The sequence below is a fragment of the Pseudarthrobacter sp. NIBRBAC000502770 genome (genome assembly GCF_006517815.1).
GTDB lineage: Bacteria > Actinomycetota > Actinomycetes > Actinomycetales > Micrococcaceae > Arthrobacter > Arthrobacter niigatensis.
Genome location: NZ_CP041198.1, coordinates 2105825 through 2122705 on the forward strand (window position 1 = coordinate 2105825; position 16881 = coordinate 2122705).

14 protein-coding genes are annotated in these 16881 nt (G+C 67.5%); 4 read left to right on the plus strand and 10 right to left on the minus strand.

Annotation, left to right across the window (positions count from 1 at the left end; all coding sequences use genetic code 11):
* Positions 1 to 97: 97 nt before the first annotated feature.
* The gene (locus tag NIBR502770_RS10100) at positions 98 to 994 is read left to right on the plus strand and encodes a glycosyltransferase (protein WP_141181827.1); all 897 of its coding nucleotides are present in this window, start codon (positions 98 to 100) and stop codon (positions 992 to 994) included.
* A gap of 33 nt (positions 995 to 1027) precedes the next feature.
* Here the strand turns inward: NIBR502770_RS10100 and NIBR502770_RS10105 are convergent, their stop codons facing one another.
* The 10 genes from NIBR502770_RS10105 to argS form a co-directional block, all read right to left on the minus strand.
* Entirely contained in the window at positions 1028 to 1795 is a 768-nt protein-coding gene (locus NIBR502770_RS10105) for a WecB/TagA/CpsF family glycosyltransferase (protein WP_141181828.1), read from the minus strand.
* On the minus strand, positions 1795 to 2601 hold the full coding sequence (locus NIBR502770_RS10110) for an L-threonylcarbamoyladenylate synthase (RefSeq protein ID WP_141181829.1): 807 nt from the start codon (positions 2599 to 2601) through the stop codon (positions 1795 to 1797). Before NIBR502770_RS10110 ends, NIBR502770_RS10105 begins: the two co-directional genes overlap by 1 nt.
* On the minus strand, positions 2598 to 3479 hold the full coding sequence (prmC, locus tag NIBR502770_RS10115) for a peptide chain release factor N(5)-glutamine methyltransferase (protein WP_141181830.1): 882 nt from the start codon (positions 3477 to 3479) through the stop codon (positions 2598 to 2600). The genes NIBR502770_RS10110 and prmC overlap by 4 nt, the downstream gene beginning before the upstream one ends.
* 10 nt (positions 3480 to 3489) lie before the next feature.
* The gene (gene prfA, locus NIBR502770_RS10120) at positions 3490 to 4563 is read right to left on the minus strand and encodes a peptide chain release factor 1 (RefSeq protein ID WP_141181831.1); all 1074 of its coding nucleotides are present in this window, start codon (positions 4561 to 4563) and stop codon (positions 3490 to 3492) included.
* Between the two features lie 233 nt (positions 4564 to 4796).
* The gene (rho, locus tag NIBR502770_RS10125; RefSeq protein WP_141181832.1) at positions 4797 to 6935 is read right to left on the minus strand and encodes a transcription termination factor Rho; all 2139 of its coding nucleotides are present in this window, start codon (positions 6933 to 6935) and stop codon (positions 4797 to 4799) included.
* 292 nt (positions 6936 to 7227) lie between these two features.
* Complete coding sequence (gene thrB / locus NIBR502770_RS10130; RefSeq protein WP_141181833.1) at positions 7228 to 8202, minus strand: homoserine kinase; 975 nt, start codon at positions 8200 to 8202, stop codon at positions 7228 to 7230.
* 2 nt (positions 8203 to 8204) lie between these two features.
* A complete protein-coding gene (gene thrC, locus NIBR502770_RS10135) occupies positions 8205 to 9311 on the minus strand; it encodes a threonine synthase (protein WP_141181834.1) in 1107 nt (368 codons plus the stop codon).
* Positions 9312 to 10628: a homoserine dehydrogenase gene (locus NIBR502770_RS10140; protein ID WP_141181835.1), complete on the minus strand. Its 1317-nt coding sequence runs from the start codon at positions 10626 to 10628 to the stop codon at positions 9312 to 9314.
* Positions 10629 to 12101, minus strand: coding sequence for a diaminopimelate decarboxylase (gene lysA, locus NIBR502770_RS10145; protein ID WP_141160043.1), 1473 nt, complete (start codon positions 12099 to 12101; stop codon positions 10629 to 10631).
* A 5-nt stretch (positions 12102 to 12106) separates the two neighbouring features.
* Positions 12107 to 13771 (minus strand): arginine--tRNA ligase, encoded by a 1665-nt coding sequence (gene argS / locus NIBR502770_RS10150; protein WP_141181836.1) that lies wholly within the window; start codon positions 13769 to 13771, stop codon positions 12107 to 12109.
* Positions 13772 to 13914: 143 nt separating this feature from the next.
* Here argS and NIBR502770_RS10155 point away from each other — a divergent pair, with 143 nt between their 5' ends.
* The 3 genes from NIBR502770_RS10155 to NIBR502770_RS10165 are packed head-to-tail and all read left to right on the plus strand — an operon-like array spanning position 13915 to position 16874.
* Positions 13915 to 14436: a hypothetical protein gene (locus tag NIBR502770_RS10155; RefSeq protein ID WP_246857458.1), complete on the plus strand. Its 522-nt coding sequence runs from the start codon at positions 13915 to 13917 to the stop codon at positions 14434 to 14436.
* A 3-nt stretch (positions 14437 to 14439) separates the two neighbouring features.
* Entirely contained in the window at positions 14440 to 15312 is an 873-nt protein-coding gene (locus tag NIBR502770_RS10160; protein ID WP_141181837.1) for an FAD:protein FMN transferase, read from the plus strand.
* Positions 15309 to 16874 (plus strand): ferredoxin--NADP reductase, encoded by a 1566-nt coding sequence (locus NIBR502770_RS10165; RefSeq protein ID WP_141181838.1) that lies wholly within the window; start codon positions 15309 to 15311, stop codon positions 16872 to 16874. The genes NIBR502770_RS10160 and NIBR502770_RS10165 overlap by 4 nt, the downstream gene beginning before the upstream one ends.
* Positions 16875 to 16881: the final 7 nt, after the last annotated feature.

The window sequence follows — 16881 nt, forward strand, 5'->3', positions numbered from 1 at the left end:
TAGTCAAAGATACTAGTGCCACCGGCACCATGGCTCCGCGCCACACGGGCGCACTACCGGCGGGGAACTCCCTGGCAGCCATGCTGAAAGGACCCCCATGACCCCCCGCATTGCGGTTGCCGCCGTGACGTTCGACCGGCCCAAGGAACTGTCCGTCCTGCTGGACGCGATCAACGCCCAGAGTTGCCATGTCGACACGATCTGCCTGGTGGACAGCGGCACCACCCCGGCCGCGGATGTGGCGGCGACCCATCCCAACGTGGACTATGTCCGCTCTGAAGCCAACCTGGGCGGCGCCGGCGGGTTCGCGCTGGCCGCCCTCAAGGCAGTGGCCAGCGGTGCCCGCTGGATCTGGATGATGGACGACGACGCCGAGCCGGTAGATCCGGAATGCCTCGCCACGCTGCTTCGAGAGGCTGAAGCACGCGACCTGGAGGCCGTGGTCCCCTTGGTCACGGCGCCCGGCCATCCGGACCGGCTGTCCTTCTTCTTCCGCCTGGACGGCAAGGTCACGCACGACCGGGCGGAGGTGGAGAAACTCGGATTCCTGCCGGACGATGGGCACTTCTTCAACGGTGCACTGATCCGCTCGGACGTGTTCTTCAAGGTGGGCCTGCCGGACATGCGGCTGTTCATCCGCGGCGATGAAGTTGATTTCACCATCCGGCTGCGGAAGGCCGGGATCCGCTTCGGCACCGTCACCACCACCGCCATCACGCATCCGCACGCCTTCGGGGAAACACAGCATGTCTACGGCGCACGCTGGCACGTGATCGTCCCGGACTCCGCCTTCAAGCGCTTCTACTACTACCGGAACCGCGGCTACCTCATCCGCCGCTACTTCAGGGTGCGCTCCTTCGTGGCCGACGTGGGCGGCTACCTGGGCTACTTCCTGCAGCGCCGGGACCTACCGGGCTTCCTGGGGTGGGCGCGGTCGTTCACCACCGGGCTGCGCGGCAAGGGCTTCGCCCCGCTCGAAGACCAAAAGTTCTAGGAAAAGCCCGCCGGCGCTGCCTCCGGGCCCCGTTTACCTGTCCAGTCCGGACTTCCTGAGCCTGCGGGCAACCAGGAGCCACAGCAGGACCCAGGGCTCTCCCAGCACGCGGTACGCGACCCGGCGCGGATGCAGGAGCAGGCGCCATGCCCATTCCAGCCCCATGCGGCCCAGCCACCGCGGGGCCAGCTTCTGGACTCCCGCCAGCTGTTCGATGGCACCGCCCACTGCGCAGTACACAGCAGGGGGCATGTCAGCGAGCCGCCGCTGCATCACTTCCTCCTGGAGCGGCATGCCCAGTCCCAGCAGGACCAGCTGTGGTTGTTCACGGTGCAGCCAGGCAACGGCTGCGTCTTCCAGGCCAGGGCCCCATCCTTCGCCGGGGAATCCGGACACGCGTGCGCCGGGAACGATGTCCTGGAGCCGGCTGACTGCCCCCGCATTCGCCTCAACGCCGGCGCCGATCACGGCAATCCGTTCCAGCCCCTGGACCTGGTCCAGGGCCGGCAGCCAGTCGGTGGACCCCAGCCGGTAGTCCATGACCGGGCCGTCGGCGTTGCCGGTCCTGCCCCACAGCCACAGCACCGGTGCCCCGTCCAGGAGCACCACGTCGCTTTCCTCGTAGAGCCGGCGGAAGCCGTCGTCGGACAAGGCCAGCGTGACGCTGTGCAGGTTGTGGCCCAGGACCGTGCGGGTGGCTCCCTCCGCTATGAAGCTGCCCAGTTCCGCCACCAGCTCGGGGACCCGCAACGGAGTGGCCTGCACGCCCAGGACCGGGACCTGCTGGCGCTCCAGCGTCATCACGGCTGCTGGTCCCCGGCAGCGGCGGTGGATTCGGTGTCCGGCGCCGTCACGGCGGACGAGCCGGCTTCCGACGCCGGTACGTCGCCGCCGTCCTGCGCATCGCCTGCCGGCGCGGCGCCTGCATCTCCGGCAGGAGTGGGGTCCTCCCCCAGGCCAAGGACTCCGGGGACGTGCGCGCGGAGCTGGTCAAGGCTCACTGCTCCGTCGCGCACTACGCGCAGGACGGGTCCGGTGGCGTCCACGATGGTGGACGGCACGCCGGGCTCGCCCTCCAGGGGACGCGGGCCACCTTCCAGGTACACCTCTACGGAATCGGCCAGCTGCTCGCGGGCAGCGGCGGCAGTCTGGGCCGGAGCCTGGCCGGTGCGGTTGGCTGAAGACACGGCGAGGGGGCCGGTCAAGGTCAGCAGTTCGAGGGCAACGTCGTCGGCGGGCATCCGCAGTGCCACGGTCCCCTTGGTTTCGCCCAGGTCCCAGTCGAGGGACGGCTGAGCGTGCAGGATCAGTGTCAGGCCACCGGGCCAGAAGGCCTCAGCCAGCTTGCGCGCTTCCGCGGACACCTCGGTGGCCAGGCCGTCCAGCGCGTTGATGCGCGGGATCAGGACGGGCGGCGGCATGGTGCGGCTCCGCCCTTTGGATACCAGCAGCATGGTCACGGCCTGCGGCGAGAACGCGTCCGCGCCGATCCCGTACACGGTGTCCGTGGGGAGCACGACGCACTTCTTTTCGCCGATGGCGCGCTGGGCGTCCTCGAGGCCGCGGGCGCGCTCGTCTTCAATGGTGCAGTCATAAGTTGTGGTCACTGGCCCATTCTTTCATTCGGTGTGGCCTGGTCCGCGAGGACGGCGCTGGTGGCGCGGTCCTTGCCGTTGAGGTCCAGGTGCGTCGTGATGTGCGTCCAGGCTCCGGTCCTGGCAAGCATGGCGGCAATCCAGCCGGCCTGCACTTCGGCGTGTTCCATAACGAAGTAACCCCCTGGCCGCAGCAGCCTGGCAGCGGACTTTGCCGCCGCCGTCGGAAGTTCCATGCCGTCCGCTCCCCCGCCATACAAGGCCTCGGGCGGATCGTGCAGCGCTACTTCGGGTTCGTTGGGGATGGCTTCCGCCGGGATGTACGGCGGGTTGGATACTACGACGTCGACGCTTCCGTTGAGTTCCTGAAAGGCGTCGCGCAGGTCCCCCAGGACAAGGTCCACGCCTAGCGGCACCAGGTTTTTGGCGGCCCAGGCGTGCGCAAAGGGGCTGAATTCGACCGCGTGCACCTCGGCACCGGGAACCTCCGAAGCGAGCGAACCCGCAATGGCGCCTGAGCCCGTGCCGAGGTCCACGATCCTGGGAGCCTGCATCCCCTTGACGTGGTCGATGGCCAGCTGCACCACCGATTCTGTCTCCGGACGCGGGATGAACACGCCAGGACCCACGGCCAGCTCCAGGTAGCGGAAATGCGCCACCCCGGTGATGTGCTGGAGCGGCACCCGCCCGGCCCGTTCAGCCACCAGCTCCGCATAGCCGTCGGGAGCCGGCGTGTCGCCCAGCATCAGCGCGCGGAGCCGGCCGAGGCCCACGTTCAGCAGGTGGTCGGCCAGGAGCTCGGCGTCCACCCTGGGGCTGGGCACGCCGGCGTCGCGGAGGACGGCCGTGGCCGCGCTAACGGCCTCGGCGAGGGTCTGGCCCGCGTTCATACCGGGAGGACTAGTCGCCGATGGCGTCCAGGCGTGCCTGTTCGTCCATCTCGATCGCGGACTGGATCACCGGTTCCAGGTCGCCGTTCATGACCTGGTCAAGGTTGTACGCCTTGTAGCCGGTGCGGTGGTCCGCGATCCGGTTTTCCGGGTAGTTGTAGGTGCGGATCCGCTCGGAGCGGTCCATGGTGCGGATCTGCGACTTGCGCTGGGCCGAGTTCTCGGCGTCGATCTGCTCCTGCTGGTGGGCCAGGATGCGGGCGCGGAGCACGCGCATGCCGGCCTCGCGGTTCTGGAGCTGGGACTTCTCGTTCTGCATCGCGACGACGATGCCGGTAGGAAGGTGCGTGATGCGGACGGCCGAGTCCGTGGTGTTGACGGACTGGCCGCCGGGGCCGGAGGAACGGTAGACGTCGATTTTGAGGTCATTCTGGTTGATTTCGAGCTCTTCGGGCTCGTCCACTTCGGGCAGGACCAGCACGCCGGCCGCGGAGGTGTGGATGCGGCCCTGGGACTCAGTGACGGGCACGCGCTGGACGCGGTGCACACCGCCTTCGAACTTGAGCCGGGCGTACACGCCTTCGGCGGGGTCGTTGGAGTTGCCCTTGACGGCCACCTGGACGTCCTTGTATCCGCCCAGGTCCGACTCCGTGGCGGAGATGATTTCGGTCTTCCAGCCGCGGGACTCCGCATAGCGGGTGTACATGCGCAGCAGATCGCCGGCGAACAGGGCAGCCTCGTCCCCGCCTTCGCCGCCCTTGACCTCGAGGATCACGTTGCGGGCGTCGTCGGGATCGCGGGGAATCAGCAGGCGCCGCAGCTTGGCCGCGGCAGTTTCCAGGGCAGCCTCCAGTTCAGGGACCTCGGCAGCGAACTCGGGATCCTCGGCAGCCATTTCCTTGGCCGCGGCAAGGTCATCCCGGATGCCTTCCCACTTGTGGTAAGCCTCAACAATGCCATTGAGCTGAGCCGACCGCCGCCCCAGCTTCCGGGCAAGCCGCTGGTCAGCATAAACAGCAGGATCCCCCAGCTGCGCCTGGATAGCGTCATGCTCATCAAGCAGGCCCTGTACGGACTCAAACATTTTTCAAAACCTTTCGTTCTGTGCCCATCTTAAATCAGGCACAAGAAGCGGCGCGCCATGGTGAGCGAACCCCGCAACTGCCGCGCGGATGTTCCGCCCAGGGAGTGGCATCGGGCCTGTCGGAGCGTTGTAGCTGACGTACGCAGTACGTCAGCTACAACGCGAAGGGGCGGGGGCGGAACATCCGCGCGGCACCCACCGCACGAACGCACCAGCACCCGCCCCTAACTCAGCTACTTGTCGTTATCCGACTTCGCACCAAGCGTCGTCTTCTGGACCTGCATGAGGAACTCGACGTTGCTCTGGGTTTCCCGGATCTTGTTGGTGAGCAGTTCAAGGCTCTGCTGGGTTTCGAGTCCGGAGAGGACGCGGCGCAGCTTCCACATGATCTTGACTTCTTCGGGCGAGAGCAGGTTTTCTTCGCGGCGGGTGCCGGATGCGTTGACATCCACGGCCGGGAAGATGCGCTTGTCTGCGAGCTGGCGGGACAGGCGGAGTTCCATGTTGCCGGTGCCCTTGAACTCTTCGAAGATGACCTCGTCCATCTTGGAACCGGTCTCGACGAGGGCGGTGGCCAGGATGGTGAGCGATCCGCCGTTTTCGATGTTGCGGGCGGCACCGAAGAAGCGCTTGGGCGGGTAGAGGGCTGCGGAGTCCACACCACCGGACAGGATGCGGCCGGAGGCCGGTGCTGCCAGGTTGTAGGCGCGGCCCAGGCGGGTCATGGAGTCCAGCAGGACCACCACGTCCATGCCCATTTCCACGAGGCGCTTGGCGCGTTCGATGGAGAGTTCGGCCACGGTGGTGTGGTCGTCGGCGGGACGGTCGAAGGTGGAGGCGATGACCTCACCCTTGACGGTGCGCTGCATGTCCGTGACTTCTTCGGGCCGTTCGTCGACCAGCACCATCATGAGGTGGACCTCAGGGTTGTTGGTGGTGATGGCGTTGGCGATGGACTGGAGGATGAGCGTCTTGCCGGCCTTGGGCGGGGAGACGATCAGGCCGCGCTGGCCTTTTCCGATCGGGGCCACGAGGTCGATGACGCGGGGACCGATCTTCTTGGGGTCGGTCTCGAGGCGCAGGCGCTCCGACGGGTAGAGCGGAACCAGCTTGGCGAACTCGACGCGGTCCTTGAGTTCTTCGGGCGTCTTGCCGTTGACGGACGTGACGCGCACCAGGGCGTTGAACTTCTGGCGGTTGGACTGCTGGCTGCGGTCTTCACCTTCGCGGGGTGCACGGATGGCACCCACCACGGCGTCGCCCTTGCGCAGGTTGTACTTCTTGACCTGGGCCAGGGAGACGTAGACGTCGTTGGGGCCGGGCAGGTAGCCGGAGGTGCGGATGAACGCGTAGTTCTCGAGAACGTCGAGGATGCCGGCAACCGGCAGCAGGACGTCGTCGTCGGTAACCTCAACGTCGTCCACGTCCGGTCCCTGGTTGCGGCCGCGGCGGCGGTCGTTGCGGTCGCGGAAGCGGTCGTTGCGGGAGTTGTCCCGGTCCTGGCCGCCGGAGCGGTCGTTGCGGTCATTCCGGTCGCGGCGGTTGCGGCGGTTGCGGCGGCTTCCGCCGTCGGAGTCGTCGTTGTCCCGGTTGTCCCGGCCGCCGTCGCGCTGGCCGGCGTCGCGGCTGCCGCTGTTGTCGCGGCCGCCGTCGGAATCGCGGGTGTTGTCGCGGCCGCGGGTCCGGCCGCCATCGCGGCGTTCGGTGCGCTGCCCGGCGTCCCCTGCTTCTGCGGGGGCTTCGGTGCGCTGTTCACCTGCACGCTGCTCGCCTGCACGCTGTTCCGTTGCCGGCTGTTCTGCCGGTGTTTCCACCGGCGCTTCCTGGATGGAGGCGGCAGCGGCTTCGCTGCGGCGGCGGTTGCGGGCGCGGGGCTGGCGGCGCTCGGGGGCGCCTTCGGATGCCTCGGTGCTTTCCGCGGGGGCGGCCGACGGCGCCTCAACGGCTGCGGTGGCAGGCGCCGCAGCGGTTTCCACGGCGGGAGCTTCGGCTGCCGGGGCTACCACGCCGTCGCTGACGGCGCGGCGGCTGCGGCCGCGTCCGCGGGCACGGGTGCCTTCAGCGGCGGGAGCTTCTTCGGTGGCTGCTTCCGGTGCGGCTGCAGCCGGAGCCACGGTGCTTTCCGAAGCCTTGTCCGCTGCCTTGGCAGTGGTCTTGACGGTCAGGTTGCCTGCGCGGTGGGCGGAGATGGCCGAGACCAGGTCCCCCTTGCGCATGCGGGAGCCGCCGGAGATACCGAGCTGGCTGGCGAGGGCCTGCAGCTGGGCGAGCTTAAGGCCGGCAAGGCCGCTGCTCTTGGCGGGTGCTGCCGATGATTCGGCAGCAGAAGTTGTGTGTTCCACAGCTGGCGACAGCTCAGTGGTTTCGGTCACGAAGGATCCTTCCCCCTCGACGGCGTCCAGACTGGGAGCTGGACGCGATGATTTGATCTGGGCTGCAGTTCAGATCTGCAGCCGGATTTCAGCCTTGCCGGTTGGATTTCGGCCAGCAGGGCCGGATACTGATTCACCTTGCGCTGCGCCCACGGCGCAACGCCTGACTGACGCTTCAGGGGCAGTTGGATGCTGCAGATTCCTGCGACAGACCAAGCAGGTGGCACCGGAATACATTCACAGTGGTAGATCAAACAGCAACTGAATGCAGGAGCAGATCAGATAGGCGGAATTACCGCCGGTGCACGTCCACCTTAGCACCTTCAACGTCCACTGCGAGCTTCAGCACGCGCCAGCCGATGTCCGGCGTGTTCTCCGCCGTAAAGGCTTCGATGAAGGCCACGGCGTCCGTGCCCTGCGCCTCTCCGTTGGCCAGCACCAGGACGGTGGGCCCTGCGCCGGAAACCACTGCGGCATGGCCTGCCTTGCGGAGGGCGCCGATCAGTGCCGCACTGGGCCGCATGGCCTCCGCGCGGTAGCTCTGGTGCAGGTAGTCCTCGGTGCCCGGCACCAGGAATTCCGGCTTTTGCGTGAGCGCGTGGATCAGCAGCGCTGCCCTGCCGGAATTCATGGCGGCGGCGTGGTGTCCCACAGAAGCCGGGAGCAGGGCGCGGGCAGCTTCGGTGGAGAGTTCGAAATCGGGCACCGCCACGACGGGGATCACGGATCCGGCAACTGTGGCACTGGTGCTGCTGTACTGCTCACTGTCCTGCCATGACAGCGCCAGTCCGCCGAAAATCGCGGGTGCGACGTTGTCCGGGTGGCCTTCCATCTCGCTGGTGAGCTGGAGGATCCAGTCCTTTCCGCGGCGGCTTTCGGCCGGAACCATGGCATTGGCAGCCGAGACTGCGGCCACCACGGCTGATGCGGAGGAGCCCAGCCCACGGCCGTGCGGGTTGACGTTGCGGGCCGTCACCTTCAGGCCTCCGTGCCGGTAGCCAAGCCGCCCAAACGCTGCGTCCATGGCCCTGATTACCAGGTGGCTGGCATCCCGCGGAAGGGTGTCTGCGCCCTCGCCGCTGAGCTCGAAGGCGAGTTCGTCCGTGTCCAGGCTTTCCACGGTCAGGGTGTCGTGCAACGCCAGGGCCAGTCCCAGGCTGTCGTATCCGGGGCCCAGGTTGGCTGTCGTGGCCGGGACGCGGACGGTAACGCGCTGGCCCGGCTCGATCAGTTGCAGTCCAACGGCGGCCTGCGAGGTGGTGTCCAAGGCTATTTTTCTTCCAGTCCCAGCTCAGCGGCCACTGTGACAACGTCATTCGGAACCTTGACAGGTTGGACGTCGTTGCCGTCTTCGGTGCGGAGGGCCCACTGCGGGTCCTTGAGGCCATGGCCGGTGACGGTAATGACGATGGTCTTTCCGCTGGCGACCTCGCCGGCGGCGTGCTTCTTGAGCAGGCCCGCCACGCCGGCCGCGGATCCGGGCTCCACGAAGACGCCTTCCTTGGCTGACAGCCAGCGGTGGGCGTTCAGGATCTCCTCGTCGGTGACGGCTTCGATGAGCCCACCGGATTCGTCACGGGCGCCTACGGCACCATCCCAGGACGCCGGGTTTCCGATGCGGATGGCTGTGGCGATGGTGTCTGGTTCGGTGATGGGGTGGCCTGCGACAAACGGGGCGGCACCGGCGGCCTGGAAGCCCCACATTGCGGGCGTCTTGGTGGATACGGCGGGAAGCGTGCCGGCGGTATCCGATTCGAAGGGAGCGCAATACTCCTTGTAGCCCTTCCAGTAGGCCGTGATGTTGCCGGCGTTGCCCACGGGCAGAACGTGGATGTCCGGTGCATCACCCAGGGAATCGACCACTTCGAAGGCGCCGGTCTTCTGGCCCTGGATGCGGGCGGGGTTGACGGAGTTGACCAGGAAGACGGGGTAGGACTCCCCCAGCTTGCGGGCGATGTCCAGGCAGTTGTCGAAGTTGCCGTCCACCTGCAGCAAGGTGGCACCGTGCGCGATCGCCTGGCTGAGCTTGCCCATGGAGATCTTGCCTTCGGGCACCAGGACGGCGCATTTGAGGCCGGCGGCCGTGGCGTAGGCTGCGGCGGACGCGGAGGTGTTGCCGGTGGAAGCGCAGACCACGGCCTTGGCGCCGGAGGCCACCGCGGCAGTCATGGCCATGGTCATGCCCCGGTCCTTGAAGGAGCCGGTGGGGTTCATGCCCTCCACCTTCAGGTAGACCTCGGACCCGGTGAGTTCTGAGAGCTTCTGCGCGTGAACCAGCGGGGTGCCGCCCTCGCCCAGGGTGATCACCCTGGTGGACTCCGTCACGGGCAGACGGTCAGCGTATTCGCGGATGACGCCGCGCCATTGGTGAGCCACTTAGACTCCTTCTACCCGCAGAACGGATGTAACTGAATTGATGACGTCCAGGCCCTTTACGGCCTGGACGGTGGCTGCAAGGGCAGCCTCTGATGCGCGGTGGGTGACAATCCGCAGTTCGGCCGACTCCACGTTGGATTCCGCATCCCGGTGGATGGTCTGCCGCATGATTTCGATCGAGACGCCGTGCTCGGCGAACAGCTGGGCAATCCGGGCCAGCACACCGGGCTGGTCTGCAACGTCCAGGCCGATGTAGTAGCTGGTGGTGGCCGCTTCGATGGGCAGCGCCGGGACGTGGCCGGTGGTGGTTTCCGTGCGCTGGGGTCCGCCCAGGACCAGGCGGCGGGCGGCCGACACGAGATCGCCCATTACGGCAGACGCCGTGGGGGTTCCGCCGGCGCCCTGGCCGTAGAACATCAGCTCGCCGGCGTTCTCGGCTTCGATGAACACGGCGTTGAAGGCACCGCGGACCGCGGCCAGCGGGTGTTCGCGCGGCAGGAGGGTGGGGTGGACACGGACGGACACGCCTTCCTTGCCGTCAACGTCGGTCAGTTTCTCCGCGATGGCCAGCAGCTTGATGACGAAGCCGGCGTCTTTGGCCGCGGCGATGTCGGCAGCGCTGACGTTTGAGATTCCCTCGCAGTGGACGTTCTCCAGGGCGAAGCGGGTGTGGAAGGAGAGCGAGGCCAGGATCGCAGCCTTGGCGGCGGCGTCGTGGCCTTCGACGTCGGCCGTGGGGTCGGCTTCCGCGTAGCCAAGGCGCTGGGCCTCGGCGAGGGCGTCCGCGAACTGGGCGCCGGTGGTGTCCATCTGGTCGAGGATGAAATTGGTGGTGCCGTTGACGATGCCCAGCACGCGGGTGATCCGGTCGCCCGAGAGGCTGTCGCGGATGGGGCGCAGGATCGGGATGGCTCCGGCGACGGCGGCCTCGTAGGACAGCTGGACGCCGGCTCGGTCCGCCTCTTCGTAGAGCGTGGGGCCATCCTGCGCCAGGAGTGCCTTGTTTCCGGTTACCACGCAGGCGCCGTTCTGCAGCGCGGAGAGGATCAGCGTGCGGGCGGGCTCGATGCCGCCCATCAACTCGATGACAAGGTCGGCGTCCTTGACCAGCGTTTCGGCGTCGGTGGTGAAAAGGTCCTGCGGCAGGTCCACGTCGCGGGGGGCGTTGACGTTGCGCACGGCGATGCCGCTGAGCTGCAGGCGGGCACCGGCGCGGGCAGCGAGGGCGTCCGCGTCCTCAATGAGGATCCGCGCAACCTGGGCTCCAACGTTGCCACAGCCCAGCAGGGCTACTTTCAGCGTTCGCATTTCCGTCATTCAGGCTCCCATGTCGCGGTTCAGCAGGTCTTCTTCGGTTTCCCCGCGGACAATCAGCCGGGAAGATCCGTCGCGCACCGCGACAACGCCCGGCCGGGCCAGATAGTTGTAGTTGCTCGAGAGGGCCCAGCAGTAGGCGCCGGTTCCCGGTACAGCAAGCAGATCACCGGCTGCCACGTCCTCGGGCAGATATACATCTCTAACAACTATGTCGCCGCTCTCGCAATGTTTGCCCACCACGCGGGACAGCTGCGGGGCGGCGCCGGACGTCCGCGAGGCCAGGACGGCCGAATAATCCGCGTCGTACAGCACCGGGCGGGCGTTGTCGCTCATGCCGCCGTCCACCGAAACATACCGGCGGGGATACGTAACGTTGTTGCCCGCGTCACCGTCGCCGGAGGTGCCGGGTACGTCCACGCGGACCGTCTTCAGCGTGCCCACTTCGTACAGCGTGAAGGTGGTGCTGCCCACGATGGCGCGTCCCGGTTCGATGGAGATGCGCGGCGCGTCGATGCCCAGCTCGGCGCAGGTGGAACGCACGACAGCGGCCATCGCGTTGGCGATCTCCGCGGCGGGGCGGGGGGTGTCCACCGGCGTGTAGGCGATCCCGTAGCCGCCGCCAAGGTCCAGTTCCGGCAGGGTGATGGAGTACTTTTCCTGCATGGCGGCCAGGAAGCGCAGCAGTTTCTCGGCGGCCAGCGCAAACCCGTCCGGCTCGAAGATCTGGGAGCCGATGTGGCAGTGCAGGCCCAGCAGCTCGATGCCAGGATGCGCTGATGCGGCTGCCACCGCTTCCTCGGCAGCGGAGATCCCGGCTTGATCGGTGGTATCGGCAGCCATCGAGAGGCCGAACTTCTGGTCCTCGTGGGCGGTGGCGATGAATTCGTGCGTGTGGGCATGCACGCCGGGGGTGAGCCGCAGCATGACCTTCGCCTGCTCCCCGCGACCCTGCGCGATCGCGCCGACCCGCACGAGCTCATCGAGGCTGTCCACCACGATCCGCCCCAGGCCCATGTCAAGCGCCCGGTGGATCTCGCCGTCGGACTTGTTGTTGCCGTGCAGGGCTACGTCCGCGCCGGGAATTCCGGCCCGGTAGGCCACGGCGAGTTCGCCGCCCGAGGCCGTGTCCAGCCGCAGCCCTTCTTCCTCCACCCAGCGCACCACCGCGGTGCAGAGGAATGACTTGCCGGCGTAGTACACATCCACTCCCCCGCAGATATCCGCGAAGGCGTCATTAAAGGCGTCGCTGAATGCCCTGGCGCGGGCACGGAAGTCGTTCTCGCTCATCACGAAAAGCGGGGTCCCGTATTGCCGCTGCAACTCGCTGACGGGGATGCCGCCGATGCTGAGTTCACCGTCCCCGTTGCGTGCTGCGTCGCCGGCCCACATCGGTTCGTGGAGGGCATTGAGGTCATCCGGAACGGTAAGCCATTCCGGGGCAAGCGGAGATCCCTGTGCTGCTGCGTGCGTCATGGGTCCTACATCCGTTCCGGCGCGGAAACGCCCAGGAGGTCAAGGCCATTCGCCAGTACCTGGCTGGTGGCGTCATTCAGCCAGAGCCGGGTGCGGTTGAGGTCCGTGACGGGTTCTTCACCCATGGGGGCAATGCGGCAGGCGTCATACCAGCGGTGGTAGGCCCCGGCGATGGCCTCGAGGTGGCGCGCCACGCGGTGCGGTTCGCGCAGTTCCGCGGCCTTGGCCACGATGGACGGGTAGCTGCCCAGGTAGGAGAGCAGCTCGTTTTCCGTGGCGTGGTCCAGGAGCGAGGCGTCGAAGCTGTCCTGGCCGTCCACCTGGCGTTCGACGCCGGCAGCCACCGCGTTGCGCGCGGCGCCGCGGGAACGGGCGTGGGCGTACTGGACGTAGAACACTGGGTTCTCGTTGCTGTGCTTCTTCAGCAGCTCCGGATCAAGCGTCAACGGCGAGTCCGCGGGGAAACGGGCCAGGGAGTAGCGGACGGCATCCTTGCCCAGCCACTCAATCAGGTCCTTGAGCTCGATGATGTTGCCCGCGCGCTTGGACAGCTTGGCTCCATTTACCGAAACCAGCTGGCCAATCAGCACCTCGATGTTGACTTCTGGATCATCCCCGGCCGCGGCCGCAATGGCCTTGAGCCGGTTGATGTAGCCGTGGTGGTCGGCGCCCAGGAGGTAGATCTTTTCCGTGAAGCCGCGGTCCTTCTTGGACAGGTAGTAGGCGGCGTCCGCGGCGAAGTAGGTGGGCTCGCCGTTGGCGCGGATCATCACGCGGTCCTTGTCGTCGCCAAAGTCCGTGGTCCGCAGCCAGACCGCACCGCCGTCGTCGAACACGTGGCCCTGCTCGCGAAGGCGCGCCACGGCGCTCTCGATCGCGCCGGCGTCGTGCAGTTCCTGCTCGGAGAAGAAGACGTCGAACTCGACGCCGAACTCTGCCAGCGTGGCCTTGATGTCCTTCATCTGGGCTTCATAGGCCGCGGCCCGGATGACGGGCAGGGCCGCAACTTCGGTGAGCTCGCGGATGTCGGGGTGGGCGGTGAGCACTTCGTGGCCAAGGTCCGCGATGTACTGCCCGGGGTAGCCGCCGTCGGGCACGGGAAGGCCGTGCAGCCGGTTGTAGACGGAGGTGGCGAAGGTGTTCATCTGCGAGCCGGCGTCGTTGATGTAGTACTCCGCAGTGACGTCGGCGCCGGAGGCGCGCAACACCCGTGCAATCGAGTCACCCAGGGCTGCCCAGCGGGTGTGTCCGATGTGCAGCGGCCCGGTGGGATTGGCGGACACGAACTCCATGTTGACCGTGCGGCCGGCGAGCGCCGTATTGGTGCCGTAGCTCCGGCCGGCCTCAACGATGACCTTGGCCAGGGCACCGGCTGCCGCGGCGTCAACGGTGATGTTCAGGAATCCCGGGCCGGCGATGTCCACCGCGGAAACACCATTGATGGACTTCAGCCGGGCACTGAGGATGGCAGCGAATTCACGCGGGTTGGTCCCTGCCGGCTTGGCGAGCTGGAGGGCGATGTTGGTGGCCCAGTCGCCGTGGTCCCTGTTCTTGGGTCGCTCCACGCGCACCTCAGCGGGAATTGCTGATTCCGCAAGGGCGATTTCGCCGGCGGCGACGGCGTCCTTGAGGCAGGCGGATATGGCGAGGGAAAGTTCTTCGGGAGTCACCCCCCTAGCCTACCGGGGGCCAGTGACAGCAAAGAATTTAACGCCGGCCGAAGCCCCGGGGTGAACCTTTCGGGCAGATCCGGCGTTGTGCAGAGCGTAGCCACTGCCGCACGGCATGACCTCCGAGTGAAACGAGAGCCTTCATGAGACCCTCCACCCGCAAAAGCCCGTCCATATCCTCAGGCTCCCCGGCAGCGGGCGGCGCCCTCCGCCGGACCCTCTACGCCGGAATCGCCGGTTTATCACTGGCCGGAACCGTGGCGGGCTGTGCACCCTCGGCGGCCGAAGCCCCGCCGGCCACCAACGGCGCCATCGGCAACGCCTCGGCCGCGCCATCGGGCGGCTCCACCGCCCTGGCCGGCAGCGGTGGCAGCTACAAGGACGGCACCTACAGCGCGGACGGCAACTACGTTTCCCCCAACGGCACGGAGACGGTCGGCGTGCAGTTAACCCTCGCCGCGGGAAGAGTCACCGATGTGCAGATCACCCAGCACCCGTCCAACCCGAATACCCGCAAGTTCCAGGGTGAGTTCGCCGGCGGCATCGCGGCGCAGGTGGTGGGCAAGAACCTCGACGAGCTCAACGTTTCCAAGGTTGCCGGCTCCTCCCTGACCAGCGGAGGCTTCAACCAGGCCGTGGGCAAGATCAAGTCGGAGGCGCAGTAGGCGGTGTCCGGCACGGACTGGGAGGGCTTTGCGTTCCAGGGGATAGGCACCGACTGGGAGATCTCCACACCCCTGCCCTTGACGGCGGCGCTTCGGGAGAGCCTCCTGGACCACATTGAAAGGTTCGACGCCGCGTGGTCCCGGTTCAGGGCCGACTCGCTGGTGGCGGCGATGGCCCGCGCACCGGGACGCTACCGGTTTCCCGACGAGGCCGCAGCGCTCGGCCCGCTGTATTCCACCCTGTACGGTTTGACCGACGGCGCCATGACGCCGCTGATCGGCAGCAGCCTGGAACGGCTGGGGTACGATCCCGCCTACTCGCTCCGGCCGGCAGGTCCGCCACTCCCGGCGCCCCCTTGGGAGTCGGTCCTCAGCTGGTCCGGGACCAGCCTGACGGCCAGTGAGCCGGTGGTGCTGGACATCGGCGCCGCCGGCAAGGGTTTGTTGGTGGACCTGCTGGCCGCCGAACTGGAGGGCGCCGGCACCGGATCCTTCATCATTGATGCCAGCGGCGACCTGCTGGTCCGCGGCCCGGACCCCGTCAGTGTTGCCCTCGAACACCCCTACAACCCGGCCCAGGCCATCGGCGTCGTGGAGCTGGACGGGCGGGCCCTGTGTGCTTCGGCGGCCAACCGGCGTGCCTGGGGCGACGGACTGCACCACGTCCTGGACGGAACCACCGGGCAGCCGGTGCGGACCGCCGTCGCCACCTGGGCGCTGGCGGAAACAGCCATGGTCGCCGATGCCCTCGCCACCGCCCTCTTCTTCGTTCCGGGCGCCCTGCTCGCGGACACGTTCGATTTTTCCTGGCTGACAGTCTTTTCCGACGGCAGTGCAACCTACTCAGCCGAATTCGAAGGGAAGCTGTTCTCATGAGTTCCGTGGACACACCCCAAACCGGCCCGGTTCCCTCCCTGAGGGGACGAATAGGGACCGCCGTGGGCAGGTTCACCATGTACCGGCTTATCCTCCTGGTCCTGGCCGCCCTTGCCGCCTACAGCCTGCTCCTTGACGTGCTGGGCTGGCTGACGTTCGGCATCCCCGAAATGCTGGCACACCTGGCACTGTGCCTGGGACTGACCTGGGCCACCAACCGGGCGCTTGCGGCGCTCTTCCGGGTTAATCCCCACACCGAGTCCTCCCTGATCACAGGCCTGCTGCTCTACTTCCTGTTCTGGCCCTCCCTGCAACCGATGGACCTGGCGGGGGTGGCGCTGGCGTGCGTCCTGGCGTCGGCGTCGAAATACGCATTGGCGTGGCGCGGACGGCACATCTTCAATCCTGCCGCGGCCGGCGCCTTCGCCACCGGCCTGACCGGGCTGAACGTCGCCACCTGGTGGGCGGCCACTCCGGCCATGCTCTGGCTGCTGGTGCCGGGCGTGCTGCTGGTCCTGCACCGCACGCGCAAGCTGTTGATGGCAGCCGTGTTCACAATAGTCGCAACCGCCATCATCAACGTTGAGCTGCTTCGCTCCGGCATGACCGCCGGGATGGGCCTCTGGCAGGCCCTCGCGCAGCGTCCGGTGCTCTTCTTCGTGGGTTTCATGCTGACCGAGCCCCTCACACTGCCGCCGCGGCGACGCCAGCAGCTGGTCCTTGCCGGCGTGGTGGGAGTGCTCTTCGCGCTCCCGTGGAACCTGGGTCCTGTGGCGAACTCCCCCGAGGCGGCGCTGCTGGCGGGCAACCTGCTGGCCTTCCTGTCCGGCCAGCGCGGGGCCGTGAAGCTCCGGTTTGCTGGAAGCCGCCCGCTGACGCCCACCACTGCCGAGTTCTCTTTCGAGCCCGCCAGGCCGGTGCGTTTCCTCCCCGGACAATACATGGAGCTGGACCTCCCGCACGCCAGGCCGGATGGGAAAGGCCGGCGCCGCGTGTTCAGCCTGACCGGTTCCCCTGGCGGGCGCCTGGTGTCCTTTGGCGTCCGCACGGCCGGTCCGGTGTCTGCGGCAAAGGAGGCGCTCCTGGCACTGCGGCCCGGCGACCCTGTGACGGCCACGGCGGTGGGCGGCGACTTTGTCCTGCCGCGGGATCCCCGCCGGCCGGTACTGCTCATCGCCGCAGGCATCGGCATCACGCCATTCGTGTCCCACCTGTCCTCCGGCGCCTTGCGGGAGCGGGATGCCATCCTCCTGCTCCTGGCCAGGAGCGCTGACGAAGTTCCCTACACAGACGAACTCCGGTCATCCGGCCTCCCGGTGATGGTGATGCTGGCAGACGGCTCCCGGCCGCCGTCGGGCCTGGCCTCAGCTTCACCCGGGGCGCGCGGCGAGCCCGGCGCTCCCGGCCGGCTGGATGGAAAGGCGCTTGCAGCGCTTGTCCCGGACATTGCCCGCCGGGAGGTCTATGTCTCCGGCTCCCCGGCAAGCGTCGCATCCCTGCGCCGGGCAGCGCGGCGCGCAGGTGCGCGCCGGGTCAGAACCGACTCTTTCGCCGGCTACTGAGGCCTCG

Excerpts from the sequence above, each read along its gene's own strand:
- NIBR502770_RS10100 (WP_141181827.1), top strand. The coding sequence starts at position 98 with ATGACCCCCCGCATTGCGGTTGCCGCCGTGACGTTCGACCGGCCCAAG.
- NIBR502770_RS10105 (WP_141181828.1), bottom strand. The coding sequence starts at position 1,795 with ATGACGCTGGAGCGCCAGCAGGTCCCGGTCCTGGGCGTGCAGGCCACT.
- prmC (WP_141181830.1), bottom strand. The coding sequence starts at position 3,479 with ATGAACGCGGGCCAGACCCTCGCCGAGGCCGTTAGCGCGGCCACGGCC.
- prfA (WP_141181831.1), bottom strand. The coding sequence starts at position 4,563 with ATGTTTGAGTCCGTACAGGGCCTGCTTGATGAGCATGACGCTATCCAG.
- NIBR502770_RS10140 (WP_141181835.1), bottom strand. The coding sequence starts at position 10,628 with ATGACGGAAATGCGAACGCTGAAAGTAGCCCTGCTGGGCTGTGGCAAC.
- lysA (WP_141160043.1), bottom strand. The coding sequence starts at position 12,101 with ATGACGCACGCAGCAGCACAGGGATCTCCGCTTGCCCCGGAATGGCTT.
- NIBR502770_RS10155 (WP_246857458.1), top strand. The coding sequence starts at position 13,915 with ATGAGACCCTCCACCCGCAAAAGCCCGTCCATATCCTCAGGCTCCCCG.
- NIBR502770_RS10165 (WP_141181838.1), top strand. The coding sequence starts at position 15,309 with ATGAGTTCCGTGGACACACCCCAAACCGGCCCGGTTCCCTCCCTGAGG.